Raw genomic sequence first — 25,295 nt, 5'->3', positions numbered from 1 at the left:
TCGCACGAAGGCGCCCTCAGTCGCCATCACGATCATGATCGCCAGCCTTGGTCGATGCAATGGGTCGGTCAGCGAGATGACCTGGCGTTGGCGCACTTTGCCATTGCGTCCACCAAATCGCCAGGACCGCCACCAGCAACAGTGCCCCCACGCTGCGCCATGCGCTCCGAATGCCGTCTTCCGGTCTGCCCAACTTACGTCCGGTGAACATCGCGCCGACCAGGTTCTCGCGATGCAGCCAGCTGGCTACCAGTACGCCGGCAATATGGATGCCGACGATGGCCAGCATTACGTTGGCCACCGCTTCGTGAATATCCTGAACCCGATCACCCGCGATATCGTTATATGTGGCCCAACCTGATGCGCTGACTGCTAACGCCAGCGTGAGCAAAGCCACAATAGCTAACGCGCCTGCCGGGTTATGTCCGGTATAGTGTTCAGGACGCCCGCGCAGCAATGCGCCGAGATAGCGTGCAACGGCCTTGGGGCCGCGTACAAACGTCGAGAAACGCGCATATCGCGTACCTATTAATCCCCACATGAGGCGAAAGCCTACCAGGCGGCCATCGTGTAACCGAGCGTCACATGCAGTAGCCGCCAGCTTTCGCTTTCGGCGGTGAGATAAGCCCCGCCAAAACTCAGAACTAACAGCCAGTGAAAGACCCGAGTGGGAATATCCCAGACAAGGATTTTCCGCGTGTTCGTATCGGACGCTGGCGACTTAACGGGGGATTCGGATATGGCGTTCATTGAAATCTCCTTTGTCGGATTGGGTGTGGCAGGCAATACAGTTGGCTGCACTCTTCACTGCAGGCAATTTCCAGGTAGCCGCAGATACTTCATCGTGCTGGCGTATGAACCATGGCGAGCGGGTGATGCGATCTTCGGGCGGCGTCTCATTAGCTCGCGTATAGGTGCCAGCATAATTCGTGAGCCAGGTCGCAAGTTGCTTCACCGTTGCCGGATCCAGTGAGGCATCCGTGCCGTAATGGTGCGGCAGATTATTCAGTAGCCGCTGCCAGGATGCAGCCGGAAGCATGCCGGGCGGATAGGCGACGTGACAGGCGGCGCATTCCTGCTGGTACTTAGACAACATTGGAACCTGCTGAGAGCGTCTGTCATTGTCGGCCATGACTGGGGCAGCCATTCCGATAGCAGCGATTAAACTGAATATGAGTCGAGTGACGTTCGAACAAAAGAGAGATTTCATATTTTATTCTCATCGAGCGTTAAGGGATTGTCGCGATCAAGGCTTGAGTGTCAGTAGCCAGCTCAATACATCCGCCTTCTCAGCAGCAGTGCATTCACGGCCGACGACGTCGTTGCAGTTGCGACGAAACCATTTCTCGCTCTTGGCTGCGTCGGTGAAGCGCTCAGGATTAAAGGCAGGCGCCATCGCATTGATAGGCTTACCTGTTGATGCATGCTTACCGGCCTGAGTGGGTACGGCGCCGTGACAAGAGGCGCAACTCCATTCGCGGCCGTGGCGCGTGATAAAAAGTTGCTGCCCACGGGCAGGTACGGCAGGCGATCCCGCTTGTGCAGAATAATTCGAGAGGAGTTCTGCCGGAGTGGCTGCGTGGACGGCAACGGACGTGAGCGCAAGAGCAGCCACTATGAGCAAGAGCACAACGGATTGAATCAAGGACTTCGCAAACGGCGATAGCTTCATGGCAATACCTTCCGGGTTGATGGTTATTTCCTGGAATTCATGATGAGGCTGTTTTCTTAAGGTTTTCTTAGCATGCCTTTGCCTTAAGCATTCCTTAAGGTGTGGCGGCTAGCATTCAGCATCAATCATTTCAATCAAGGAAATCTGCCATGCATCCTGCCCTACAGTTATTCATTCGCCAGTATCTTGGCGTCGTATTCGCCACGCTGTTACCTGTTGTTGCGGTGACGTTCCTTTCCATACCGCTAAACTTGGCCGGTCATCCCGGAGAAGCCCGCAACATTGCTGCGACAACGAACTTCCATTTGACTTGAATTTGCGTATGACAATACGTCGCATTCGTCTTGCGCCTTTCGCGCAGATATCACCCAGTTGCTCAGGATGGAACGCTCCTCGACGAGGGTGCCATAATAGATCTGCACCTAGTTATAAACTGTCGATGAATTTGACCTGAATCAATCCAGATATGCATGTAATCAAGGATTATCATCGCGTGGTAGCCTCGATGCTATCCCCGGCGCATGTTTACATAGGACTACCTTTCCATGAATTTTGACGAAATTGCCGATGATCCGGAAGACACCCGACACAGCCCAGAAGAGCGCGCGGCAGCTGCGTCTCGGAGCACCTGGGTAAGCGTCGGTGTCAATCTTCTACTGACCGTTACACAGGTGGTTGTAGGTGTTTTCGCCAAATCCCAAGGTCTCGTTGCCGATGGGATCCACTCGCTATCAGACCTTGTTGCGGACTTCGTTGTGCTGTTTGCCAGCTATCACGGAAAAAAGGATGCTGACGAAGACCATCCATATGGTCACCAGCGCTTCGAGACTGCAGCCTCGCTAGTTTTAGGCTTGCTGCTGTTAGCCGTCGGTATTGGTATGTTGTGGTCCGCCTTTCGCAAACTGGAAGATCCCGATACGGTGCAAAAGGTGCACATTGTTGCCCTCTGGGTTGCAGGTGGCGCCCTCATTGCAAAAGAAACGCTGTTTCGCTACATGCTTTCGGTAGCCAAACGTGTCAAATCCAGTATGTTGGTAGCAAATGCTTGGCATGCGCGCTCCGACGCGGCATCTTCGCTGGTTGTGGGTGTCGGTATCATCGGCAATCTGGCTGGATACCCTATACTGGATCCCATCGCAGCGCTGATCGTGGGATTCATGGTCGCCAAGATGGGTTGGAGTTTTGGCTGGGATGCACTCCATGACCTCATGGACCGTTCCGTCAATGAGCAAGAAGTTCAGGCTATCCGCCGCACACTAATTGAAACACCCGGCGTTAATGGTGTCCACGACGTACGTACACGCAAGATGGGGGATATGATCGTTGTTGATGCCCACATAGAGGTTGATGCCGCAATTAGCGTAGAGGCTGGTCATGACATAGCGGTTGCAGCACGACAGCGGGTGCTACAGCGTCATCGCGTGCTAAATCTGATGACGCACGTGGATCCTTGGCGGCGTCCCGATCTAGATCATAAAACCATCGAAACATAACCGATATCGCTGGGGGAGTCATCAATGTCAGCATCCTTCACCCATGATGATGACTTGAGCGAAAAAGAAGCGCGCGAGCGCCTCATTCAAGACGGCCCGAACGAGCTTCCGGTCTCTAGTCGACGCGGCATATTGCGCTTGCTACGTGAGATTGTCTCTGAACCGATGTTCTTGCTGTTGGTAGCTTGTGGCGCTATCTATATGTTCCTTGGCGATCGAAACGAGGCGTTGATGCTACTGGGCTTTGTCTTCGTCGTTATGGGGATCACATTTTTCCAGCAGCGCCGTACAGAACGTTCACTGGAGGCGTTGCGCGACCTCTCTAGCCCGCAAACACTAGTCATACGCGACGGACTGACACGCAAGATAGCGGGGAGTGACCTCGTTCGCGGCGACATTGTATTGTTGGCCGAAGGTGACCGCGTTCCCGCTGATATATATATCGTAGATTCATCAAACCTTGCAGTCGACGAATCCATGTTGACGGGAGAGTCTGTCCCGGTGGCTAAGGAAACAGGTCTTATTTCAAATCTCGCTGCTATCGCATCGGATGTGAGCGATGCTGTGCAACTGTTCTCTGGAACTCTCGTCACGCAAGGCACGGCACGTGGTCGTGTCATTGCTACCGGCGAACGCAGCGCACTTGGGCATATCGGAAAATCTCTGGCGGGCTTAGGTGGACAGAGTACCCCCATTCAACTTGAAACACGGCGCGTCGTGAAACATGTAGCAACCGTCGGTTTGCTCTTGGCGGGTGGACTTGCAGTTACCTACTGGTTGACACGTGGAGATTGGATCAACGGCTTGCTTACGGGCTGACACTGGCGATGGCGATATTGCCGGAGGAACTGCCGGTCGTGCTGACGCTCTTTTTGGGCCTTGGCGCCTGGCGGTTAGCGCGTGAACAAGTATTGGCGAGAAGCATTCCAGCCATTGAGCTATTGGGGCGACCACCGTACTTTGTGTCGACAAAACAGGAACTTTGACCTCGAATCGAATGGCGGTCAGACGGTTATGGATTGATTCAGCTATCTACGACACGACAGTGGCTGGATCCGCTCCGCTCCCGGAGGAATTGCACGGCATTTTGGAATTCGCGGTATTGGCTAGTCATCGCCGCGCTTTTGACCCGATGGAGTCAGCTATCGGTGAGGCGGGGAAACACTTACTAGCAAATACCGAGCACCTTCATGGCGACTGGACCTTAATAGAAGACTACCCTCTGTCACGCGAAATGCTGGCCATGTCACGTGTCTGGCAATCTCCTAATCAGCGCGAACGGGTGATTGCCGCTAAAGGTGCGCCGGAAGCAATCGTTGATCTATGCCATCTCGACACCACGCGCTGCGCTGTGGTTGCCGAGCAGGTGCGGCTCATGGCGGCTGACGGATTGCGGGTGTTGGGCGTTGCGCGCGCTATTTTCGCTGCCGAAACTCTGCCTGGCAATCAACATGACTTCGAGTTCGAATTTCTGGGATTAATAGCATTGGAGGATCCAGTACGATCCGATGTTCCACAAGCGATTGCAGAGTGTCATATGGCAGGAATTCGCGTGGTAATGATCACCGGTGATCATTCTGCAACCGCAGTTTCAATTGCCAGACAGGCAGGGATTCCTGCAGACGACGCTGTCATCACTGGTGCTGAACTGACTAATTTGAGCGATGACGAGTTGCGCACGCGACTCGCAAACACCCACATTTTCAGTCGCATTCGACCGGAACAGAAACTGCGAATCGTGCAGGCTTTCCGCGCGAGGGGGGATGTTGTGGCGATGACCGGAGATGGCGTCAATGACGCGCCAGCGCTGAAAGCAGCCAGTATCGGCGTGGCCATGGGAGCGAGAGGTACCGATGTTGCTCGCGAAGCCGCCGCACTCGTACTATTAAATGACGATTTTTCGTCACTCGTCGTTGCAGTGCGCTACGGTCGTCGGGTATTTGCCAACCTGCGTAAAGCAATTGTCTTTGTGGTAGCGGTGCATGTGCCTATTGTCGGCCTGTCGATCATACCCGTCCTGCTGGGCTGGCCAATTCTGCTGTTGCCGGTTCATATTCTTTTTTTGCAATTGATCATTGATCCCGCATGTTCCATCGTTTTTGAGGCTGAACCGCTTGAGGCAGGAGCCATGCTAGCCAAGCCGCGTCGTCCGGAAGCACATCTGTTCGACAAGCAGGTACTTATACGCGGCTTATGGCAGGGAGGCGGATTGCTTATAACCTTACTCGTTGTGTATGCAGGCACTCGTTTCATGTCGAACTCTGACGGTATGGCTCGTGCCATGACCTTCACCGTGCTGGTGATATCTAATCTTGGATTAATCCATGCAAATCGCTCGTGGAGGCAAGCCTCCTGGCGCCGTTCCGGGAGCTCCAATCGTTACTTCGGATGGATTGCCCTGACTACACTCGTCTTGCTGGGCGCCACACTAGGGATTCCTGCCATCAGCCGGTTATTCGCGTTTGTCCTGCCGACGCCTTCGATGCTATTGGGTGGTGTCGGTGTGGCCGCAATGAATTTGTTATGGTTCGAAGCCGTGAAACACCCTTTTGGCCGACGTAGATCCTTGGCCCGTTGATGAATATCGAACGGCCGGAGCGATCATGTTCGATTGATGGTCAGATATATGTTCTTTTTTAGAGGACACCATTGCTATGTACAAGAATATCCTGTTCGGCATTGATGGTAGCGAAACGTCCGACAGAGCATTAACGGAAATTACCAATTTTTCTGTGCCGGGTTCAACGATACACATTGTCCATGTCATCGAAGACTGGCTCGTAAACTACCCATCGATTGACGGAGACTTTTCGTACATTGAGTCAATGCGCAAGGCGATTCTTTCTGACAGCAAAGAAATGCTGTCAGAAGCAGAATCTAAATTGCGGCTGCAAGGCTTTAACGTGCAGACAAGTTTGCTGGAATTGCGTGATCTTGAGGGTGGCATCCCGGAGGCAATCAAAGCCGAAGGTGACAAGCACGACATCGACCTGACAGTGCTAGGAACACACGGACGAGGCGGGGTGCGACGCTTGATGTTGGGAAGTGTGGCTGAACACTTTGTACGCATTTCAGAGCGCCCCATTCTGCTGGTACATTCCGATTCGCCCGCAAGACAGCAAAATAGCCGGATTTCCGGACTATCTCGGAAAAACGATCACGTCCCGGCTCAACGCATCTTGGTAGCGATAGATGGCAGTGAACTCGCAAATAGTGCCCTGCGCCAGGCGATAGAATTGGCCAAAGAAAAAGGCTGCGAAATTCGTGCTTTGTATGTGAATGTGGATCCGTTCATCGATTTATTTATGCTTAGCGCTAAGTATTTTCATCATGACCAAATACTTAAGGCGGCGGCCAAACAAACAGCAAACATCAGGCAAGCGGCGATCCATATCTTCAATGTCGCCGGTGTCGCGGGGGATATGCAAGTAATTGAACTCAAAGAACGGGAAACAAGAATCGCGGAAATTATCAAGAGTGCCGCTGCGCAATGGGATGCTGGTTTGGTGGTAATGGGCTCGCACGGACTGCATGGCGCCCTGAGATTTGCACTAGGTAGCGTCGCTGAGCAGTATCTGCGCATCTCGGACCGTCCTGTTCTGATCATAAAGTCTTGATTCAACGCATAATTTTCAGCGCGAGAATTGTATAAATTGCGCATAGTGATTACGCTAAAAATGATGCGAGAGACAGCAAATCACAACCTTGTAAGCGACGTCCTGAATTTCATTGCTCAACACACTTCACTATGGAGAACCTGCCATGACCATCAAATACGGCTTCGGGAAAACCGTCAATGTTCCTTTCTCAGATGCAATCGACCGTGTTACGCAAGCGCTGCAACTGGAGGGCTTTGGTATTTTGAGTGACATTGACGTTGCCGCAGCGTTAAAGAAGAAACTCAACAAAGACATTCCCCCCTACCGCATCCTTGGTGCATGCAATCCTGCATTGGCTGACCGCGCCATCGCGATGGAGCCATCAATTGGATTGCTGCTTCCTTGTAACGTGGTGGTGCGTCAAGATGAGGCCGGCCACATACAGGTCGAGTTCATGAACACCGATGCAGTGCTCCAATTGGTCGATAGGCCGGAAGTCGCCGAGCTCGCAAGTGAGGTGCGGGAGCGACTGGCGCGAGTGATGGCCGCAACATAGGCGCGCAACACATTGCGTGAGGAGTCGGCTGTTGCAGCGCATGGTTCAGTGATGCGTATGAGGCCAGCTGGAAAGCCGTGGGCGAAAAGCTAACGATTGGCATATCGGTAGTTGGAGGCAAGAATAGCAAATTTAATCTGGTCGATTACATTCAAATAGCGTTGAGCGGGATTTTGAGATAGCGAACGCCGTTCGAATCGGCGGGCGGCAATTCTCCGGCCCGGATATTGACTTGTACCGACGGCAAAATCAGGTTCGGCATTTCCAGCGTCGCATCGCGCGCCTGGCGCATGGCGACAAACTGTTCTTCGCTTACGCCGTCGTGCACGTGGATGTTGTATTTCCGCTGAGCATATACGGTGGTTTCCCACCCGGGCTCGCGGCCCGCAGGTGGATAATCGTGGCACATAAAAAGCCTGGTCGCGGCAGGCAGGTCCAACAGTTTGCGAATGGAGCGATACAACGCGTGCGCATCGCCGCCGGAAAGTCGCAACGGGCCGAGCCGACGTCGGGCATGAAGAGCGTATCGCCGACAAAGACCGTATCCCCAATCTGGTAGGCCATATCGGCAGGCGTATGGCCAGGCACATGGAGTGCTCTGGCGCTCAGGCCGCCAATGGCAAATTCTTCGTTTTCTTCAAACAAATGGTCGAACTGTGAGCCGTAGGGCCGGAATTCCGGCTCCAGGTTAAACAGCTTCTTGAAGACGCCCTGCACGCTGCGGATATTCTGCCCGATGGCAATCCTGCCACCCAGATGGGTTCGGAGATAAGGCGCAGCCGACAAGTGGTCAGCGTGGGCATGCGTCTCCAGTATCCACTCCACCCGCAATTTGTGCTCACGTACAAATGCGATGACCTTGTCGGCACTCGCCGTCGAGGTCCGTCCCGCTTTAGGATCGTAGTCCAGCACAGAGTCAATGATGGCGCACTCCGTCTGCCCTTCCTGGTAAACCACGTAGGTCACGGTCCAAGTCGCGGGATCGAAGAACGATTGTATGGTGGTTGGCATCAGAGGACTCCGTGAAGGTAAAAAAACTACTCGCAATTATTATATCAAAGTATATAATATATTCAAATTAATTATTCCCTAGCTATATGAACAATATTCCTTCTCCCATTGACCCTGGGACCATGCAGGCCGCTGCGGCGCGAGCCTGCGCGCTGCTCAAGGTGCTGGCAAATCCAGACCGGTTGCTGCTGATGTGCCAGTTATCTCAGGGCGAGCTATGCGTGAATGAACTGGATGAGCGACTCGGCATACGGCAGCCGACTCTTTCCCAGCAACTCGGCGTGCTGCGTGAAAACGGCCTGGTCGCAACGCGGCGGGACGGCAGGAGCATCTTCTATTCCATTGCAAGCGAGGAGGCGCTTGCCGTGATGGGGGTTCTATACGAGCAGTTTTGCGCCAATGTCAAACAGGAGACAACATGTTGATGGATCTAGAAAACTTCACGCCCGGCTTATCGCTGGCTGGGGGATTGATTATTGGCGCGGCGGCAGCCGTCCTCGTTCTCTTCAATGGCCGTATCGCCGGAATTAGCGGCATCCTCGGAGGATTGCTAAGTTTGCCGCGCAATGACATGGCATGGCGTATAACTTTCCTGACGGGCCTGGTCGGCGCTCCAATCCTCGCGAGTGCGTTCGGCAATCCGGCGACTCCCGACATTCAGGCCGGCTGGGGTGAAATCCTCATCGCCGGCTTTGTGGTTGGTCTCGGCACCCGCTATGCCGGCGGCTGTACGAGCGGCCATGGCGTCTGCGGCATCTCTCGTGGCGCCACTCGGTCGCTGATCGCGACGGCGACCTTCATGGCGACAGGCTTCGCGACCGTCTTCGTGCAACGACATCTGATTGGAGGCTGAAATGACCGCAGTCACTGCATTACTGGCTGGCCTGCTCTTCGGCATCGGCCTGATGATTTCCGGTATGGCCAACCCGGCAAAAGTCCTGGGCTTCCTAGACCTAGCGGGACGCTGGGACCCGTCGCTGGCCTTCGTGATGCTCGGTGCGATAGCCGTCGGTTCGCTCGCGTTCTTCATTGCCAAACGCCGCAAGCGCTCGTTCCTGGGATTGCCCGTGCAGCTACCAGCCAATGCGAAGGTAACGCTGAGACTGGTTTTGGGAAGCGCCGTATTCGGCATCGGCTGGGGCCTTGCAGGCTTCTGTCCGGGTCCTGCGCTAGTTGCCTTGGGCGCGGGTTATCCGAAGGCGTGGGGCTTTGTGGCCGCCATGGTGGCCGCATGGTTGTATTCGAGTTGCTTGAGCGGGTGAAATCGAGTCTGCAGCAGGTTTAACTCGCCGAGCAAGGCACATTGGAAAACTTGTCACTGGCGAGTCCATGTATATGGTGAATAAATGGAAAGCTTAACTTCTGGTAGCGCAGCCCTTGGAGCCGTGGTCGGCCTGATCCTGGCGCTGACCGGCGCCGGTGGCGCCATCCTCGCCGTCCCCTTGCTGCTCTTCATTTTGCATCTGAGTGTGGCAGAGGCTGCGCCTGTTGCCCTGCTCGCAGTTGGCCTGTCCGCTGCTGTCGGTGCCGTCATCGGATTACGCGCGGGTATCGTGCGTTACCGGGCCGCCGCATTGATGGCCGTGACCGGTACGTTGTTCTCGCCCGTAGGCCTATGGCTCGCTCATCGCATGCCAAATGGTCTTCTGACCTTGCTATTCTCTGCTGTACTGGCGTTTGTGGCGCTACGAATGTTCAAGCAAACGACCCCGTCGAAACCTCTCCAGGCTGAACCAATCCAGCAATTGCCGCCATGTCAGCTGGACGCGGGCACTGGGCGCTTTGTCTGGACCGCTTCCTGCACTCGAGCGCTTGCACTTTCAGGTATCGGCGCCGGCTTTCTCTCGGGCCTGCTGGGCGTTGGCGGCGGCTTTGTCATTGTGCCGGCACTCAGACGGGCAACCAACGCACCTGTCCACGCCATCATGGCGACATCCTTGGCGGTGATTACGCTGGTGTCGGCTTCCGGCGTCATGTCGACCGCCATTGCGGGACGCATGAACTGGCAAGTGGGCATGCCATTCGCCGCAGGCGCTGTAATGGGTATGCTGGGCGGACGACTTGTCGCCAGCCGATTAAGTGGACCAAGGCTGCAACAGGGCTTTGCCCTGGTCGCCGCCCTCATTGCTGTCGGCATGGCTGCGAAAGTCGTGCTTGCTGCATAGACAGGTAAAAACGGAATACACTTCCTCAAAGAGGAAAATGAAACACCTGACTCCAGCTCGAGGGGTGCAATCCAAACAGGCGTCTATTTTTGACTTACCAACCAAAGGAGCTGGCATGAGCGGTATTCCAGTCTACAAAGAGCTGACCAAAGAGGTCGCAGCCAAGATGCGCGGCTTGCGGCAATCACAGCCAGACTTGATGGCGGCATTTAGCCAGCTAGCTGCAGCTGGCACTCAAGAGGGAGCCCTGAGCAAGAAGACGCGGGAATTGGTGGCGTTAGGCATTGCAGTAGCCTGCCGTTGCGATGACTGCATCGGCTTTCACATGCAGACTCTGGTCAAATTAGGGGCAACACGAGCAGAGATAGAAGAAGTGTTGGGAACGGCCGTATATATGGGAGGAGGTCCCTCCATGATGTATGCCACCCATGCGTTGAAAGCATTTGAAGAGTTCTCAGAGTAGCGTTCGCATCAGGGAGAAAATCGATACCCGCGTATCCACGTGCTCACCGCCAAAAAAAATCATAAGCTTGGGCTGGCGGTGAGTTATCGGAGTCGCACTCTGCACTCACACACAAAAAAGCAATGAGACCTGCCGGCAGGATTGATGTGTTTATTCATCACGGTTCATGATGTAAGATAAATTCAATATACAACGAAAAATCCAAGCAATGAAATCGTGAGCCGCGTGGTGATGGGACTATATTGCGGCCCTTATTTAATGACCGCTCATTGCATCCTTACCATGGTCAGAAAGCTGTGCGTCAAACCACTTGTGCAAGGCAGCAACTAATATAGCATCCGAGGTTTGGTAAGTCAGCTCCGCACCGCCTGTCACATTTTTATACGTAATAACAATCTGTCCAGGCTGTGCAGCCTTGAGATCACCCAGACCAGGCATATCCTGACCGTGAATATGGGATGGCCCTGAGAAATCTCCTTTCAGAAACTGCCTACGGATCTCTTTCAAATGTTGCCGCACCAAACTGACTTGGCCGGCATCTGCCGAATTCTTGGCAATCACTCTTTGCACACCACCTTCGGCATTTTTAGTAAAAACATGCGTCGTAGCTGGCAAACTAAAAGGCATAACGTCTTTGCCACGCCGGGCCACCTCAGCTTGACGCTGCGCGTCAGCCATCGCTGCCGTGTGGGTAGCATGATCCATCTTGGAGTGATCCATGGTTTGAGCATGAATACTTCCAGAAAAAGCAAAGATCGCAAATGAAACGATGGCTGTTTTAGACATGGTCTGCCTCCAACTTTAATGTGGTTGGATACTAAATATTTGAACAGTTTCCCGTACATTATTCACGCGGTATTCATAAAAACGTCAGCCTTTGTTCTGGGTATCCGTCCAAGCAAGCCAGCCGCGTCGATGGGCGCGAGCGTCGGCCAATACATGATGCAATCGGTTGTCGGTTTGATAGTAGGCAGCCACGACCTGATCGCAAATTGTTGTGTCGATTATCGATCCATCGAAAATTATCCTGGCGCGCGCAGTCATCCCCCCACCACGCCTGCCCGCTAAATAGGTCGCTTTCGACTCAAATTTTCAGGAATGACGCACATAGGGGAAACCTGCCGTCTGAGGGCCAGAATATGTCGAAAAAAAATGACGCGAAATGACGCACCTGGAGGGGTAAAACTGAGCTCTGGTGTAAGCAATGAAAAGCTGATTTTAGGTTTGACCTCGGGGAAAAGGTAACATTGGTAACCTGCACTATTTTCCCTTTGTAAGTACCTGATTTATATAGGTTCATGTGGTTACCTTTGAAAGGTAATCTTTAGTAACCTCAAAGGTAACTTCCCTCTAAGCCTTTGATATATATAACTATTATTTTTAGCTATATTACCTTCTACTAGGGTAACCATGTTACCCCAAGGTTACCCCGAAGTTACCTTTTGTCGAAATCCGCAAAGTCTTATGCTACAAGGCTTTGCAGTCGATTTCCAAAAAAGGTTACCAATGTTACCGTTTTCCCGAGGGGCACTTTATTTTAGCAAGCTAAAATTATTTCGGTATTTACATGCAATCCGAACGAGTTGTTCAGTCGATCCTTAACAAATGTGATGGGTGATAGCATCAACAAATACTTCTAAGGCAATTTCTTAAGGATCGTATGGTGAAAAAGAGATTAATTTCGTTTAGCGCGCCCCGGTTAACCTTGAAGGGCTTCATTATTGTAAAAAATCCGAAGGGGCAACTAGGTTTTTGGAATAATGTGGACCACTTTGTGCGGCATCCGGCGGCGCTGATCATCATTGGCTTTGCACTTTCCGGCATTGTCGGTGGATGGCTTACGTACCTCCATGAAGTAAGGCTTCGGGAACGTGATGCCATTGTGAAAAACATGGATGATCTCAGGGCTTCGATTGATGATTTATCCACCGCGTTTAGTCATTATTCGTCCAAAGCTTATAAGCTCATCGATTTGATGAAAACGAATGCATCACCAGAAGCCCTTGCGACAGCGCAAGCCGAGTTCGATTTAGCAGATGAAAAATGGAGTGAGAGACTGATTGTTGACTCTCCAAACATAAAACAAAGGTTTGCCGATTCTGGAGAAATCTACGGAATACTGTTCGATATGCAGCTTGGAACTGGAGCAGTAAATGAATGCATCAAAAATCACGTTGTCGATGGCAATAAAGAGTCCAACATTGGACACAATAAGCTTTTGTGTAACCTTAAGCTAAAAGACAATAAAAAGACGTTCGCTGAGTCCAGGCTACAAAATTTGTATCTTTGCGTGAATCTGTTCGCCACTCTTTTGCGCCCTGAGCCACGAAACGATTTTTATGCTTTTTCTGGAAATGACTACACCTTCCATGGCTATTCCGTTGCAATTCTTAAGGCTTGCGGTTACGGCAAAATAATGGGCATCACGGATTGACTCCCATTATGCTGCTTCCTAACGGTTGATTGCTCATGAAATGCAATATGGCGATTATATAAATCTGCCTTTGCTGCCACACGATACTTTTAAGAGGCGCTCGTGCTGTTGATTTAGGGTCTGTTGGGAAGTGGTTGATACAGAATTGATACGAGCGGGTCGCAGAGCCAGTAATTACATGGAGAATATCCCCTTGAACTATGGCGAGGACTGGAACAGAAATGCGCAGAGTGCTTACTTCACATCAAGCGCCCATACCATTTCATATCAAACTCGATAGGTCGAACTAACGTACCCAACGACTTGGGCGTGAGTATAGCAAAGACTGCAAGAATGCTGGGACAGATTTCGTTGGCCAAGCATACCCGTCCGAACAAGGCCCTTGGACATGGCAACTAACTATGCCAAGTCGGCGCTATTAGCATTTGGCAAAAAACATCTTGGTCTGTGCATCCTTGCGTTCCTTGCTGATCCATTCCTTGGTTTGTACCGGACTGAGTTGGCGCTCGTTCTTGCCACCGCGGGCAAGCCGCTCGTCATCCATCCGGTTGAGTTCATCGATACGGTCCTGCAGCCTCCGGCACTCTTCGGATGCCGGAGGCTTTGCGTTATCCAACGATACTCGCGGTGTCCCTTCTTGCGCCGATGCGGTTGAAATCATTGTTGCGGCCAACAGTGCGAATACAGCGATGAATTGTTTTTTCATGATTGAGTTTGCCTTCGAGTTTGCACATCTCTGGAGAATACAGGTACAGCAGAATACGAATGCTGCAGATTCGCTACGGTAAAGGATTGGATATACAGCCGATGCGGGAATTTCGACTTCATTTCTCGCCGTGAATTACGGCTGTAACTGGAACATGCATGCGAAGAGCAGACGATCTGGGCAAGCGTATAGCAAGTGCAACGGCTGCCCTGTCAAAGCTATTTCGGCGAGTTCAGGCGACTCGCCACTTCCCCGGCGTTGCGGCACGCAGGCCACGTCGGTCTACGCATATTGCGACTTGATAGCTTGATTATTTACCTGCGAGAGGAAACGCGCAGACGAAATTCATCATGACTTCGGCCACGGAGCCTTCTGCCGGTTTGGTAAACGGCGAATTCTTCAATGCATCGCTATGATCCAGCTTGGCGCCGGCACCATCGAGTTCAGCGTACAGAACTTCGCCAGCCAGACGCAATGTCTTAGCCTTACAGTTGTACAGTGTGAAGTCCTGATAAGAATGGAAGGTAGGGAATTTTGGATCGCCTTCGTTCTTACGCGCATCCTTGAAATTCCACATTGACCAGGCTTCGCGGATACCCTTGTTCTCCTTGATCGATGCTTGGTCCAGCTTGAGCTCGGATGCATCGCTGGATCCAACGGATTGCCAGTCGGCAGCTTGGGCCGCTACGCAGGCCAGGCCGAGAGTCAGGGTGAGCGCTAATTTTTTCATCTGGTTTTCCTTAAAAAATACGAGCTTTGTTTCGACTTCGCATGATAAACATTAATTCCCGTGCCTACACGGCATTTTGGTAACAAAATGAAAATCAAAAAAAAGCCTCGCATGAGCGAGGCTTTTACTTGCAACTGAATCGTCGCTTGTGACGAAACGCCTTAGCCCTTTGGTTTTGACAAGCATTGCTTCATAAACGCCTTGCGATCGTCGCCCTTCTTGCCGGTAGCGTCGACATTGCACGACTTCATTTTCTCTTGCTGGGTCATGGGTGCGGCTGCGGCAGGCTTGCTGCTCAAGCAATCTTTCATGAAAGCCTTGCGGTCGTCCCCGGTTTTACCAGTGGCGTCTTTGTTGCACGATGCCATTTTATTTTGCTGCTCATTTGCCGCAAATGCTGGATTAAAAATAAAGCAGCAAGCAAGCAAGGCCAAGCCTGAGAGTTTTTTCATGGTTTTCTCCGTTTCGAACGCAGTGAAGTTACATCTTTCAAGAATGACGGTGGCGACACTATCCATCGCCGCGCCCGACTCCATATAGCCATGCTGTGGCTTGCTGCATTACAGCACGAAAATTGTCAGCTGCCAATATGTTAGCTATATGCTTATGCGCTTCTGGCATAAAAGCAGCAATTTAGCGATTGACACACGCATATTCATGCTCATGCGCCATGTACAACACAATCAATCAATGCCCTGTGCGCAAGCACATGCCTCCAAGAATATACGCTGCCGGCTTGATATTCATAAATCATATGGCGAATATCTAAAACCGAAATTGGCTTCGTTATCTGAGATTGCCTATACTGCACTGCAACAAAGACGACTAATTGAAAGGCAAAATCATGGCCAGTATCTCTCCTCCGCTTCCGCTGTCGACACGTTCGATGCAGGCACAAGCACATTCTGACAACTCTTTCCATGCTATCGGCAGCGCCGTTAATGCGCGCCCAAGCTGGATCGAAAAGATCCTGACAGTCTGGACAGCCCCATACAAGCGCCTGAGCGGTTCTTTCCTGCGCTTCTAATAGGGCGCTTGCTGATCGAATCCACTAGCCTCGCACCTTGCGGGGCTTTTTATTACCCAAAGAAATGCAACGCTGCCACCTTCAATCGAGTTACCCACAGAAATTGTGAGCAAGCCTGTTGATAACCTTTTAGCCTGCATGCTATCTACTTGATTCATATAGACTTTATCGGGCTGCTCACAACTGGGCATTCATAGCCGATCCGTATCATCCGTAGTGGATCAGGCCGGATATTACCGAGTGAGTTACCCACAGAAATTGTGAGCAAGCCTGTTGATAACCTTCTGACTAGCAATCTATCTATTTGATTTATATCGATTTTTTTACCATGCTCGCAGCAATGCAGGGCAATTCTGCCGCGCTTCGATATTCTCGGCAAAGAATCCGGCGATGCCACCCCTCGCAAGTTACCCACAAAAATTGTGCGCAAGCCTGTTGATAACCTTTTAGCTGGCGTCTTATCTATTTGATTCATATGGATTTTTTTGCTCTGCTCACAACAAGGCAGGAAACTTGCGCTGCATTGATCGGCGTCAGCGCAAAACAGCGATGCAAGCCGTGGGGACAAAAAAAGCCCGCTCACCTTGCGGTTGCGGGCTGAATCCAAACCTTAGGAGGTGTTGGAGGAGACAGGTGTAACTATATGGCGATGCAACATGCTTGTCTGCTTTATTTAACCAATAACAGATATTCCGCATTCATATATCAGCATGATTGCAATTGATGTCTGCAACACGGAGCGGTAACGTCCATGATCATTTCGGCTTTTCGTCGTGACCGCGACAAGCATCGGCACGAGCTTTCTGCAACGTACCGTCCTTGCAACGCATGACACTATGCGTATTGATCCGATGTGCACCGTCGTAGAAAGATGCGGGACTGCGATCGTTGCGTGCATCGGGATGGCCTTCAAGGGCGGCGCCTGGCTCACGTGGCTGGATCGGCTCATTTTGAGCGTAAGCAAAAGGGATGGTCGCCAGCACAAGAGCCAGCGCGCCCAGCAGTTCTTTTCTTGGCAGTTTCTTCATATTCGGCCTTTCATTTCACAATGGATCAACGATGAATGACGACGATCTGATGCAATGACTCTGTTTCGAGCTGTCCATGCGTTTAACGTTCCATACTCGGTGCAATTCAGACCATTTCTTTTTGCGATGCTCCGGCAAGGGCGCTGTATAGCACCTCACCCGACAGTGGTCTCAGCGTTGTTCCCTCTGCTGCATGGATCAGTGCGGTAATGCGGCGATTGGCCGCAGCTTCGCGTCCCAGCGACTCGGCCAAGCGGACAATCGCCCCGTTCAGATAATCGACTTCGCTTAAACGCCCGTTGTGCAAGTCATCCCACATCGACGAACGCGCCTCGGGATCGATTTGCAGCATGGTCGCAGCCAGACGTTTGAACAATGCGTCCGGCAGACGCAGCAATGTCGGCAGCAATTGCGGTCCCACCCTGGCAATTTTTGCCGGCCGGATTCCGGCCGCGCGCAGTAACGGCAACGCTTCTTCGATCAGCAGGGCCAGGCAGCGCCGGTATGCACGTTGCGACAACTCCGCCTTGAGCGGCAGATCGGACAGCGCATTCACAGAATTATTCAAGTTCAGCAACAGCTTGCCCCACTGCATGGACGGAAATTCATCGCTTTCCTGCAGCGGCAAATGTGCGGCGCGAAACACCGTCTCCCAGCCTCGCAGTGCAGGACTGGCTTCGATCACCAGCTCCCCGCCGGTGGCACGATGAAATCGGCTGCCCGCCATTTGCGCGACATTGAACGGCACCATGCCGCCCAATATCGTCCAGCCAGGTAAGGCCTGCCGCAATGTGTCGGCATTGCCGACGCCATTCTGCAGGCTGACAATCAGCGCCGACGGTTTGGCGTGCGCGGCAATTTCTGTCGCTGCAGCTGGCGTATCGGCGCTCTTTACGGTCACCAGGATCAGGTCGGCATCGGCCAGTGCCGCAGCGGTTTCAGCATACGGTACGTCAACCGCTGCCAACTGCATGCTGCGTCCTGACAGATCGGTCAGCAACAAGCCTTCGCGGGCAATCTGCTGACGCATCCGCGCCCGTCCTACCAGCACGACCTCAGCGCCGGATGCCAGCAACGATCCACCGATGTAGACGCCGATCGATCCGGCGCCGAAGATGGCAATTTTCATTGCGGCGTGCGAACGATTAATAGGCAATGCTGAGACGCCGGTACAGGAAGCCGAGCACAAACAGCGGGCCAATCAGCAGGAAACGCAGGTCGTCGAAAAACGATGGTTTCTTGCCTTCGATCTTGTGGCCGATGAACTGACCGATCCATGCCAGCACGAACACCGTGATCGAGAGCGGCAATATCCACTGTGGCGGCAGCACATACAGCAGCGCCAGCATGAAACCGAACATCAACAGCATGCCGATCGCCAGCGGTACCGACAGCGAGAAGTAATACAGCAACGACGCCAGCGCCGCCGCCACAGCCACCAGCGGATGAATCGTCCACAGCAAACCCAGCAAGGTAAAGACGATCACCGGCACACAAATGAAATGGATGATTTCATTGACGGGATTGAGATGGCTTTCGGAATACTTGGCGAGCAAGGTATCGATGGCGCGCGCGGACAGGGATTGCGAATCTGTGTTCATGACGGTCTCCGTTTTTAATATAAGACCATCTTAGACCATCGTTTTCAGTCTCGCTTGAACGCAATCGCCATCTTTTGCAGCTCCGATGGCACTACGCCGAAGGTATGGCGAAAGGTCCGGCTCATGTGGGCCAGGTCGGCAAACCCGGCGTGATGGGCGGCATTGGTCATGTTGTCGCCGCGCGCGACCGCCTCAACGCCGTCCAGCAGGCGCGACCACAGCAGATAGCGCGACAGCGACAAGCCGGTCTGCTGGCGAAACAAATGGGTAAAGCGACTGGGTGAGAGATGCGCGTCTGCGGCTAGCGACGCGCCGCTAACCGCGGCGCCGGGACGGTGATCGATCCACGCCAGTGCTTGACTGATGCGCGGGTCAATCTGCTGTTGTGCGGCATCGCCCAGCGCCGCACAGGACAGCCAGTCCCGCATTGCCTGTTCCGCATCTTCAAGTTCCAAGCTGCCGCTCCTGCCATGATCGAGAGCGTTGCGAACCCGCGCAAAATCGACAACGTGATCGAAGCCCGCCAGCAGCGCACTCGGCATGCTCTGTGAGCGTTGCGGCAACTCAATGAATAGATGCGCGAGCAGTGTCGCGTCGCACTGGATCTGATGGGTCTGGTTGGATGCAAAGACTGCTGCGCGTGTGGTAGTCCACGGTTGGTCCGGCGCCAGGCGCGCCTGGAATGGCGCATCCAGCCCCCAGGTCAGTTGCGTCGCAAAATGTGCATGGAATTTTGAATCGATACCAGGACCGACCACCAGCGCGCGGCCGCGCCAGAGAAACAGATGAGAGCGTTGTGAATTCATCAATTCCCTACTTTGCCTACGCTTGAAAAAATTCGTGGCACGGACCGTTGCGCCAACGCCGTCAGTATTTGTGACAGGTGCAATTGCCCCAACGGTACAGGTGCATTTTGTGGAAAACGTTTTTCAGCTCATTTGGCACACCGCCGAACAGCACTTCGGGCGCCGTCAGGCCAAACACGCCGAGACTAATCGACGGCTCCAGCGATACCACGGCGTGCCAGGTGCGCTTGGGAATGAATAGCGCATCGCCGGGTTCGACCCGTGCGTACAGCCCCTGCGTTTTTTCAAATTCGCGCAACTGCTCCGGCTGCTGATCGAGGCGAGAAATATTGATGTCGCTCAGGATCGCTCCCCAGTCGTACTTCTGCGAGATGCACATGTGCGGCGTTTGCTCGGGCGGGAACAGGATGAATTCCTTGGTTCCGCGGACCTGGCAAAACCAGTTGTGCGGGAAATCGTAATGCAGGCCGGTTACCGTGTGGGCCGGCCCCATGAACACATACTCCCAGGTCCAGCGCCAGCCAGGCCACAATTCCTTGATCGAGAAATCGTTGCGCAACGCCGGAAACTCATCGAGGATATTCCATTGCGCCAGGTACATGCGATCCGGCTGGAACGATTGCATGTACGACCAATCGAGGAAAAACTGTTCACCCGCAGCCAACTGATGGCGACGCTGGTTAGGCAGCAATCCAATATCGTCAGCCAGAGGCTGCCGTGCGATCGCCGCCAGCTCCTGCAGATAAGGACCGACCGGCATCACCGGACGATGCCTGGTCTGCCCCTGCTCGACCAGGCCATTCTGGAACTTCACTTTCGGCTCGGAGCCGTCCTTGTAGCGCAGCGCGGCCATCTGTTCAAACGACCAGCCCTGCTGCGCCGGCCAGTTGCGCAGCGCGCCCTTCACCAGCAATGGCCGGGTTCGCTCACCGAAACCACCGTCGCGCTTGAGTTGCTCGGCGTCGATCTGGTCGACTAATTGGAAGGATGGGCCGCGAATCGAAGTCATGGACAAAAAACGAAGAAAAAATCGAAGGAAAAATCAAGTGAGAACCGGCCGGTGCGCTAGCGGTAACCCGGCAGGAAAGCCAGTATATTAGCAGGATGTGCCGGGAAATTTTGGCGCCCTGCCTTTCCTCGCCGATGCCGCTATCCGGCCATCAGAAATTGCGGATATCGTCCTGGATCATGCGAATCCTGTTGTCATTGCCGAGGCGATTGATCAATTGCGCCTGCACGCTTTGCCACAGCTGATTGCGGTCCATCAGGTAACCTTCTGTGCGATACCCATATCTGCCGCTCCTCGGCACGTCGCCGAAATAGCTGATTGTGGTGCGGCGGCTTTCGGCGCCCTCGTTATAGCGCAGATCCAGGTTCGGCACGCGCGTCACCGACAGGTCGAGCACGATCTGGAACGAGTTCTCTTCCACCAAAACCCTGCGGTTGAAACGATAGGTCTTGGTTGACGTGCTGCCGTCCGGATTTTTCGTATCGACATTCTCGCTCAGCGCTTCAACGTACTCCCGGGCGCGTGGCGGATAGTAGACATAGGAGGTGTTGATGTACATGCCGAGGTCGGCATTGCCGCCTTGGTATTGGAAACGGGTGAAACCGAGATTGAACAGCCCCATCACGCTGCGAGTGATGTCGCCGTCCGGATCGTTGCTGCTGACCTGCAGCACCACCGTGCCAAGCGTACGGTATTTGTCGGAAAGCGCTTGCGCATCCTTGTAGGAACCGTGTTCCTGGTAGACGTTGTAGGCATTGTAAAACGCCTGGCCGGCATCGCGATATATCGAGCGCCGACGCTGCGGATTATTCGCCGCCAGTTCCGTGCCCTGCTTGTAATAGGCCGCTGCATCCAGGCTGTCGGCGGCGTAGCGGTGTTTGTCGGCCTGTTTGCGAGCGTCCCTGTAGTCGCCGTAGGGCCGATAGATATCGGCCGCGGCGGCAAAGCTGATCGCCGCCTGGCGTTCATCCTTGTAGGCCGCTGCCGCGCTAGCCTTCTGGTAATACTCGGAGGCGAGCGTGTCGCGCAAGGTGGCGTCCGTGTAACGCAACGGCAAGTCGGTGTACTTCGGGTAATAACTCCGCGCCGCGAGCGCCGTGCGAATATCCAGCAACGCCAGGTAGGCGCCTATCTTGCGATCGTAGTCGCGCTCGCCGGCGCCCTGAATCGTCGCTTCGTAACTGGCCACAATGATGCGCAGGCGTTCACGGATACCGTTTCTGTCATCGCTGTCGTCGTAGTCGGTTTTCTTGTATTTTTCATCGAGGTAGCTGAGCGTCGACTTCACGCTGGCGACGTAGTCGCCCTTCTCGAATTGCGAGATCGACGTCGACAAGGAGGCGCAACCGGCCAGCAAGAGCATGCACCCCAGGAGTAAAAGTACGGATGTGGCCGATTTGATTTTCTGCATTGTTCTTCCCTATGGCGGCCAATTGCCGCTGCCCCGCCGTTTCTTGATTGCAGCGATGTTTTCACATGTTGAGCGGGCACAATTTTAAACCGGCCATTTTCTTTATATATTTTTATTTGCAGAAAGAAAACGACTACCAGGTTTCGCGCTTGTGGACGAAACGCGCCTTTACTCGCCATCGCCGCATTATCGACGCTGGTATCGGCCATAAAAAAGCCGCGCTTTCATCAAAGAATCGCGGCGAACCGGTGCCGGGGAGCACTGGAGGGAGATCAAAAAAAGCCCACCACCTTGCGGCAGCGGGCTAAATATCAACATAGGAGAGGATAGGCTCCGATAGACGGTTTTCATTCTATTGAGAATTTGCGGTAGCCACACCTGTCAGTTTTGACAGGTCCGCAGATATAAAAGTGTGGAAAAATATATATGTGACAAGATTATGCAGGTAAATTACAGTAAATCAGTCAGATAACCTCTCGATGAGGATGGCTCTTGGAATCTGGCACAAACTACCCGATTACTGTTCCAGCATCCACCGCCGCTATCGTGTCGCGCAACCACAGCAAACCCGGGTCACCCTGGTTACGCGGATGCCAGGCGGCAAACAGCGAAAAACCGCGTGCCTGGAACGGCAATGCGAATGCGTCGAGCCGATCCTGGTAGCGATGCACAAGGCGGCTCGGCAGCGTCGCCACATAATCGCTGTTGCACAACAAATCCGGCACCAGCGTGAAATTCTGCACTGACAGCATGACGTCGCGCCGGCGGTCCATCTGTTCCAGATGTTCGTCCATAAAACCATGAAAACTGCCGCCGCTGGTTGAAACCAGCACATGCTTGAGCGCGCAATACTGTTCCAGATCAAGCTCGCCTTGGCCGCGCGGATGCCCTTTGCGCTGCGCCATCACAAAATGCTCGTCCATCAGTTTCCGCGCTTTCATCGATGGCGGCACCATGCGTTCCGATCCGATCAGCAGATCGATTTCGGCCCTTTCCAGCTGCGTGGCGACCTGGCGTTGGTCGGCATTTACAAAGGCGATCCTGATCCCCTCCCCGGCCAGCGACGGCAATTGTTCCATCAACCGCAAGCCGAGCACTGCGGTCGCATTATCATTAGCGGCGATGACAAAACGCCGGCTGTCTCGAAACGGGTCGAATGCAGGACGCTGCCTGATCACGGTCTCCAGGTCGCGTAATGCGGCGTGCAAGGGTTCGACCAGCGCCAACGCGTGCGCGCTCGGGGTCATGCCTCGCCCACCGTCGGCCGGTATCAGCAATGGATCGTCGAATATCTTGCGAAGGCGCGCCAGTTGCGTCGACACCGCCGGCTGCGTCAGATGCAGACGCGCTGCCGCCTTGGTCACGTTGCACTCCTCCAGCAATGCATCCAGCGATACCAGCAAATTGAGATCGACTCCACGCAGATCAATCATATTGATACGTCCCATGCTATTAATTAATTTCAAATATACGTGGCCGCGCCGTAAAGTTCAATCATCGACACCGCAACCAGGAGATGAGCATGAAAGCATGGATGTTTAATCAGGCAGAACTTTCGTTAGCAATGCGGGAAGTTGCACAACCTGCGCTACGCCCCGGCGCCACGCTGATACGGATGGAGGCAGCGCCGCTGCTGAGCTACACCGGCGATTACCTGCAAGGCAAGTTGCCCTATGCTTACCCGCCTGGCCCTTTCACCCCCGGCACCAATGGCATAGGACGCATCGTCGCAGTTGGCGACGGTGTGCAGCATTTCCACCCAGGACAGCGGGTTGCGTTGAATCCCTACTGGATTACCGATGAAGCGGTCCAGGAACCGGCGCAAATCCTGATTGGCCTGACCGGCATCAGCCATGACAGTGGCAATATGCTGGCGGCGTTCCCGCATGGCACGCTGCGCGAAATCGTCGACATGCCGGCTTCGACGCTGCTGCCATTGGAGGGGCTTGATCATCTGCCCGCCGAGCGCCTGGCGGTACTGGCTAAATTCGTGGTGCCGTTCGGCGGCTTGCGCCGTGGCCGGCTGGCTGCCGGCGAAACCGTCGCCATCAATGGCGCCAGTGGCTATTTCGGCTCGGCGGCCGTCATGGCGGCGTTGGCCATGGGCGCCGGCAAAGTATTGGCGCTTGGACGCCGTGCGGCATCGCTGCAGCGCCTGGTCGAACTCGGCCAGGGACGCGTGCTGCCGATAGTGCTATCGGGAGAGGTCGCAGCCGACACTGCGGCCATTCGGGATGCTGCTGCCGGCGGTATTGACCTGGCATTCGACATGGTAGGCCAGGCCATTGATCCGAACAGCACACTCGCAATGCTGAACAGCTTGCGCCGCCGTGGCCGCCTGATCCTGATGGGTAGCATGCAAGTACCGCTGCCGGTGCCGTATGGCGCCATGCTGCTCAACAGCTGGGAATTGATTGGACATTTCATGTACACCCCGGAAGACTACCTGGCGCTGCTGTCGCTAGTCAGGAGCGGTCTGTTGTCGCTGGATACGGTGGACGTGAAGACTTTTGGATTTTCTGCACTCAAGCCAGCAATCGATCATGCGGCGCAAATGGCGGGACTGCAATCGACGGTTGTGCTGTTCGAGCAGCGATAAGGAAGATCCTTGCGGCATCGACCGGTGCCGCAAGTTACGATAAAAATCTGGCGGCAATGCCAAGGAAAATGAGCGACGATTAGTTTGCCAAAAATTCTCGCCAAGGCTCGAAGTATTTTTCTCGCCAGCCGATCTTGACGTTTTCGTAATCCTGGTCGGGCACATCGAGATGCACCAGGTCGATGCGCCCTTGCTCGCCTTGCGTATGGAACGACAGGATCAGTATCGAATCCGGGTCTTCTTCGGCAAATGCACTCGAACGCCAGGTCTGCACAATCAGCCGAGGCTTGACCACCTGTAGCATGACACCGCTCAGTGCGCCGTCAAAAGCCTCGAACTCGGCCCCTGCTTCCGCTGCGACCATGACCGGCTGGCCAGTAATGGCCTGATGCATGACCGGATCAACATACATGTCGAACAGGGCTTCGGCTGAGGCTTTCAAGACTACCGTCTTGTAAATGACATTGCGCATGGCGATTCTTCCTTCAGTGCTATTGAGAGAGCTATCCGGATCACTCAGGCGCCATAGCAATCAGCCTGCTTCGTCCAATAATGGCGCGGTCAAACAATACTTAAACTGCTTGCGACAAAACTCTACCTGATTCCACAAAAAATTATTTGAGTGCGCGCCGCATGCCGACGTACAACGCTTCGACTTTCTCGCGCGCCCAAGGCGTCTTGCGCAGGAAGGTCAGGCTCGACTTGATGCTTGGATCGCTCTTGAAACAACGGATATCGATACGCTGCGCCAAGCCTTCCCAACCAAAATGCTCCACCAGTTCGGTCAGCATTGCTTCCAAGGTGACGCCATGCAGGTGGTGATGTGTGTTTTGTGTCATGCGCTTCTCGATCAACATTCAAGCTGTCATTTTACGGCTAGGCCCGCACTTGTGAGCGCTAGCGCTAGCAAACTGCCCCGGCTTAAGTAAAGAATTACAGTTTTCGCGAGATTTGTCGTTAACTGAATGACAGCAATATTCAAAGG

The 25,295-nt window shown here is 53.8% G+C and carries 29 protein-coding genes and 3 pseudogenes; 15 read left to right on the top strand and 17 right to left on the bottom strand.

Going from position 1 to position 25,295, the window contains the following annotated elements; genetic code table 11:
* Positions 1–16: 16 nt before the first annotated feature.
* From CAter10_RS05120 to CAter10_RS05110, 3 genes and pseudogenes are all read right to left on the bottom strand, one after another.
* Positions 17–750, bottom strand: a pseudogene (locus CAter10_RS05120) (cytochrome b/b6 domain-containing protein).
* Entirely contained in the window at positions 722–1,147 is a 426-nt protein-coding gene (locus CAter10_RS05115) for a diheme cytochrome c (protein WP_231879283.1), read from the bottom strand. The pseudogene CAter10_RS05120 and the gene CAter10_RS05115 overlap by 29 nt, the downstream one beginning before the upstream one ends.
* 99 nt (positions 1,148–1,246) lie before the next feature.
* On the bottom strand, positions 1,247–1,672 hold the full coding sequence (locus CAter10_RS05110; protein ID WP_061532563.1) for a DUF1924 domain-containing protein: 426 nt from the start codon (positions 1,670–1,672) through the stop codon (positions 1,247–1,249).
* A gap of 149 nt (positions 1,673–1,821) precedes the next feature.
* Between CAter10_RS05110 and CAter10_RS22720 the strand changes: the two genes are divergently transcribed.
* From CAter10_RS22720 to CAter10_RS05090, 6 genes are all read left to right on the top strand, one after another.
* A complete protein-coding gene (locus CAter10_RS22720) occupies positions 1,822–1,986 on the top strand; it encodes a hypothetical protein (protein ID WP_156477056.1) in 165 nt (54 codons plus the stop codon).
* A 231-nt stretch (positions 1,987–2,217) separates the two neighbouring features.
* Entirely contained in the window at positions 2,218–3,165 is a 948-nt protein-coding gene (locus CAter10_RS05105) for a cation diffusion facilitator family transporter (protein WP_061532562.1), read from the top strand.
* Positions 3,166–3,189: 24 nt separating this feature from the next.
* Positions 3,190–3,984: an HAD-IC family P-type ATPase gene (locus CAter10_RS23395; protein ID WP_236905495.1), complete on the top strand. Its 795-nt coding sequence runs from the start codon at positions 3,190–3,192 to the stop codon at positions 3,982–3,984.
* Between the two features lie 178 nt (positions 3,985–4,162).
* Positions 4,163–5,743 carry a cation-translocating P-type ATPase gene (locus tag CAter10_RS23390; protein ID WP_236905494.1) on the top strand — a complete coding sequence of 527 codons (1,581 nt, stop codon included), beginning with the start codon at positions 4,163–4,165 and terminating at the stop codon, positions 5,741–5,743.
* A 76-nt stretch (positions 5,744–5,819) separates the two neighbouring features.
* The gene (locus tag CAter10_RS05095) at positions 5,820–6,782 is read left to right on the top strand and encodes a universal stress protein (RefSeq protein ID WP_061532561.1); all 963 of its coding nucleotides are present in this window, start codon (positions 5,820–5,822) and stop codon (positions 6,780–6,782) included.
* A 145-nt stretch (positions 6,783–6,927) separates the two neighbouring features.
* On the top strand, positions 6,928–7,320 hold the full coding sequence (locus CAter10_RS05090) for a DUF302 domain-containing protein (protein WP_061532560.1): 393 nt from the start codon (positions 6,928–6,930) through the stop codon (positions 7,318–7,320).
* A gap of 151 nt (positions 7,321–7,471) precedes the next feature.
* On the opposite strand, the pseudogene CAter10_RS05085 reads toward CAter10_RS05090, so the two are convergent.
* Positions 7,472–8,331 (bottom strand): annotated as a pseudogene (locus CAter10_RS05085) (MBL fold metallo-hydrolase).
* Between the two features lie 86 nt (positions 8,332–8,417).
* Between CAter10_RS05085 and CAter10_RS05080 the strand changes: the two are divergent.
* From CAter10_RS05080 to CAter10_RS05060, 5 genes and pseudogenes are all read left to right on the top strand, one after another.
* On the top strand, positions 8,418–8,756 hold the full coding sequence (locus tag CAter10_RS05080) for an ArsR/SmtB family transcription factor (protein ID WP_061532559.1): 339 nt from the start codon (positions 8,418–8,420) through the stop codon (positions 8,754–8,756).
* Positions 8,750–9,184 (top strand): YeeE/YedE family protein, encoded by a 435-nt coding sequence (locus CAter10_RS05075; RefSeq protein ID WP_061532558.1) that lies wholly within the window; start codon positions 8,750–8,752, stop codon positions 9,182–9,184. Before CAter10_RS05080 ends, CAter10_RS05075 begins: the two co-directional genes overlap by 7 nt.
* 1 nt (position 9,185) lies before the next feature.
* Positions 9,186–9,616, top strand: a pseudogene (locus CAter10_RS05070) (DUF6691 family protein).
* A gap of 61 nt (positions 9,617–9,677) precedes the next feature.
* Complete coding sequence (locus tag CAter10_RS05065; RefSeq protein WP_061532557.1) at positions 9,678–10,496, top strand: sulfite exporter TauE/SafE family protein; 819 nt, start codon at positions 9,678–9,680, stop codon at positions 10,494–10,496.
* 115 nt (positions 10,497–10,611) lie between these two features.
* Positions 10,612–10,959, top strand: a complete 348-nt coding sequence (locus CAter10_RS05060; RefSeq protein WP_061532556.1) for a carboxymuconolactone decarboxylase family protein — start codon at positions 10,612–10,614, stop codon at positions 10,957–10,959.
* 255 nt (positions 10,960–11,214) lie between these two features.
* Here CAter10_RS05060 and CAter10_RS05055 read toward each other — a convergent pair whose 3' ends face one another.
* The gene (locus tag CAter10_RS05055) at positions 11,215–11,745 is read right to left on the bottom strand and encodes a hypothetical protein (RefSeq protein ID WP_061532555.1); all 531 of its coding nucleotides are present in this window, start codon (positions 11,743–11,745) and stop codon (positions 11,215–11,217) included.
* Between the two features lie 877 nt (positions 11,746–12,622).
* Here CAter10_RS05055 and CAter10_RS05050 point away from each other — a divergent pair.
* Positions 12,623–13,393: a hypothetical protein gene (locus CAter10_RS05050; RefSeq protein ID WP_128082985.1), complete on the top strand. Its 771-nt coding sequence runs from the start codon at positions 12,623–12,625 to the stop codon at positions 13,391–13,393.
* 418 nt (positions 13,394–13,811) lie between these two features.
* Here the strand turns inward: CAter10_RS05050 and CAter10_RS05045 are convergent, their stop codons facing one another.
* The 3 genes from CAter10_RS05045 to CAter10_RS05035 form a co-directional block, all read right to left on the bottom strand.
* Complete coding sequence (locus tag CAter10_RS05045; protein WP_061532553.1) at positions 13,812–14,099, bottom strand: hypothetical protein; 288 nt, start codon at positions 14,097–14,099, stop codon at positions 13,812–13,814.
* A 310-nt stretch (positions 14,100–14,409) separates the two neighbouring features.
* Entirely contained in the window at positions 14,410–14,829 is a 420-nt protein-coding gene (locus CAter10_RS05040; protein WP_061532552.1) for a surface-adhesin E family protein, read from the bottom strand.
* Positions 14,830–14,990: 161 nt separating this feature from the next.
* Positions 14,991–15,281: a PsiF family protein gene (locus CAter10_RS05035; RefSeq protein ID WP_061535169.1), complete on the bottom strand. Its 291-nt coding sequence runs from the start codon at positions 15,279–15,281 to the stop codon at positions 14,991–14,993.
* 392 nt (positions 15,282–15,673) lie between these two features.
* Here CAter10_RS05035 and CAter10_RS05030 point away from each other — a divergent pair, with 392 nt between their 5' ends.
* Positions 15,674–15,856: a hypothetical protein gene (locus CAter10_RS05030; protein ID WP_128082984.1), complete on the top strand. Its 183-nt coding sequence runs from the start codon at positions 15,674–15,676 to the stop codon at positions 15,854–15,856.
* A 755-nt stretch (positions 15,857–16,611) separates the two neighbouring features.
* Here the strand turns inward: CAter10_RS05030 and CAter10_RS05025 are convergent.
* The 6 genes from CAter10_RS05025 to CAter10_RS05000 form a co-directional block, all read right to left on the bottom strand.
* Complete coding sequence (locus CAter10_RS05025; RefSeq protein ID WP_061532550.1) at positions 16,612–16,884, bottom strand: hypothetical protein; 273 nt, start codon at positions 16,882–16,884, stop codon at positions 16,612–16,614.
* 106 nt (positions 16,885–16,990) lie between these two features.
* Positions 16,991–18,013: a 2-dehydropantoate 2-reductase gene (locus CAter10_RS05020; protein ID WP_061532549.1), complete on the bottom strand. Its 1,023-nt coding sequence runs from the start codon at positions 18,011–18,013 to the stop codon at positions 16,991–16,993.
* 16 nt (positions 18,014–18,029) lie between these two features.
* Entirely contained in the window at positions 18,030–18,485 is a 456-nt protein-coding gene (locus CAter10_RS05015) for an Mpo1 family 2-hydroxy fatty acid dioxygenase (protein WP_061532548.1), read from the bottom strand.
* 44 nt (positions 18,486–18,529) lie between these two features.
* The gene (locus tag CAter10_RS05010) at positions 18,530–19,291 is read right to left on the bottom strand and encodes a helix-turn-helix transcriptional regulator (RefSeq protein ID WP_061532547.1); all 762 of its coding nucleotides are present in this window, start codon (positions 19,289–19,291) and stop codon (positions 18,530–18,532) included.
* 61 nt (positions 19,292–19,352) lie between these two features.
* Positions 19,353–20,300 (bottom strand): cupin-like domain-containing protein, encoded by a 948-nt coding sequence (locus tag CAter10_RS05005; RefSeq protein WP_061532546.1) that lies wholly within the window; start codon positions 20,298–20,300, stop codon positions 19,353–19,355.
* 151 nt (positions 20,301–20,451) lie between these two features.
* Entirely contained in the window at positions 20,452–21,711 is a 1,260-nt protein-coding gene (locus CAter10_RS05000; protein WP_128082983.1) for a hypothetical protein, read from the bottom strand.
* 68 nt (positions 21,712–21,779) lie between these two features.
* Here CAter10_RS05000 and CAter10_RS04995 point away from each other — a divergent pair, with 68 nt between their 5' ends.
* Positions 21,780–22,019, top strand: coding sequence for a hypothetical protein (locus tag CAter10_RS04995; protein WP_128082982.1), 240 nt, complete (start codon positions 21,780–21,782; stop codon positions 22,017–22,019).
* Positions 22,020–22,220: 201 nt separating this feature from the next.
* Here the strand turns inward: CAter10_RS04995 and CAter10_RS04990 are convergent, their stop codons facing one another.
* Positions 22,221–23,159 carry a LysR family transcriptional regulator gene (locus CAter10_RS04990; RefSeq protein WP_231879177.1) on the bottom strand — a complete coding sequence of 313 codons (939 nt, stop codon included), beginning with the start codon at positions 23,157–23,159 and terminating at the stop codon, positions 22,221–22,223.
* Positions 23,160–23,233: 74 nt separating this feature from the next.
* Between CAter10_RS04990 and CAter10_RS04985 the strand changes: the two genes are divergently transcribed.
* Positions 23,234–24,310 (top strand): zinc-binding dehydrogenase, encoded by a 1,077-nt coding sequence (locus tag CAter10_RS04985; RefSeq protein WP_061532543.1) that lies wholly within the window; start codon positions 23,234–23,236, stop codon positions 24,308–24,310.
* A 79-nt stretch (positions 24,311–24,389) separates the two neighbouring features.
* Here the strand turns inward: CAter10_RS04985 and CAter10_RS04980 are convergent, their stop codons facing one another.
* Both CAter10_RS04980 and CAter10_RS04975 read right to left on the bottom strand, forming a co-directional pair.
* Positions 24,390–24,782, bottom strand: a complete 393-nt coding sequence (locus CAter10_RS04980; protein ID WP_061532542.1) for an SRPBCC domain-containing protein — start codon at positions 24,780–24,782, stop codon at positions 24,390–24,392.
* A 142-nt stretch (positions 24,783–24,924) separates the two neighbouring features.
* Positions 24,925–25,149 carry a VF530 family protein gene (locus tag CAter10_RS04975; RefSeq protein WP_061535167.1) on the bottom strand — a complete coding sequence of 75 codons (225 nt, stop codon included), beginning with the start codon at positions 25,147–25,149 and terminating at the stop codon, positions 24,925–24,927.
* Between the last annotated feature and the right edge of the window lie 146 nt (positions 25,150–25,295).

The sequence above is a fragment of the Collimonas arenae genome (assembly GCF_001584165.1).
Classification (GTDB): Bacteria; Pseudomonadota; Gammaproteobacteria; order Burkholderiales; family Burkholderiaceae_D; genus Collimonas; species Collimonas arenae.
Note: the sequence above shows the minus strand (reverse complement) of the source record. Positions and strands in the feature narration are given on the sequence as shown.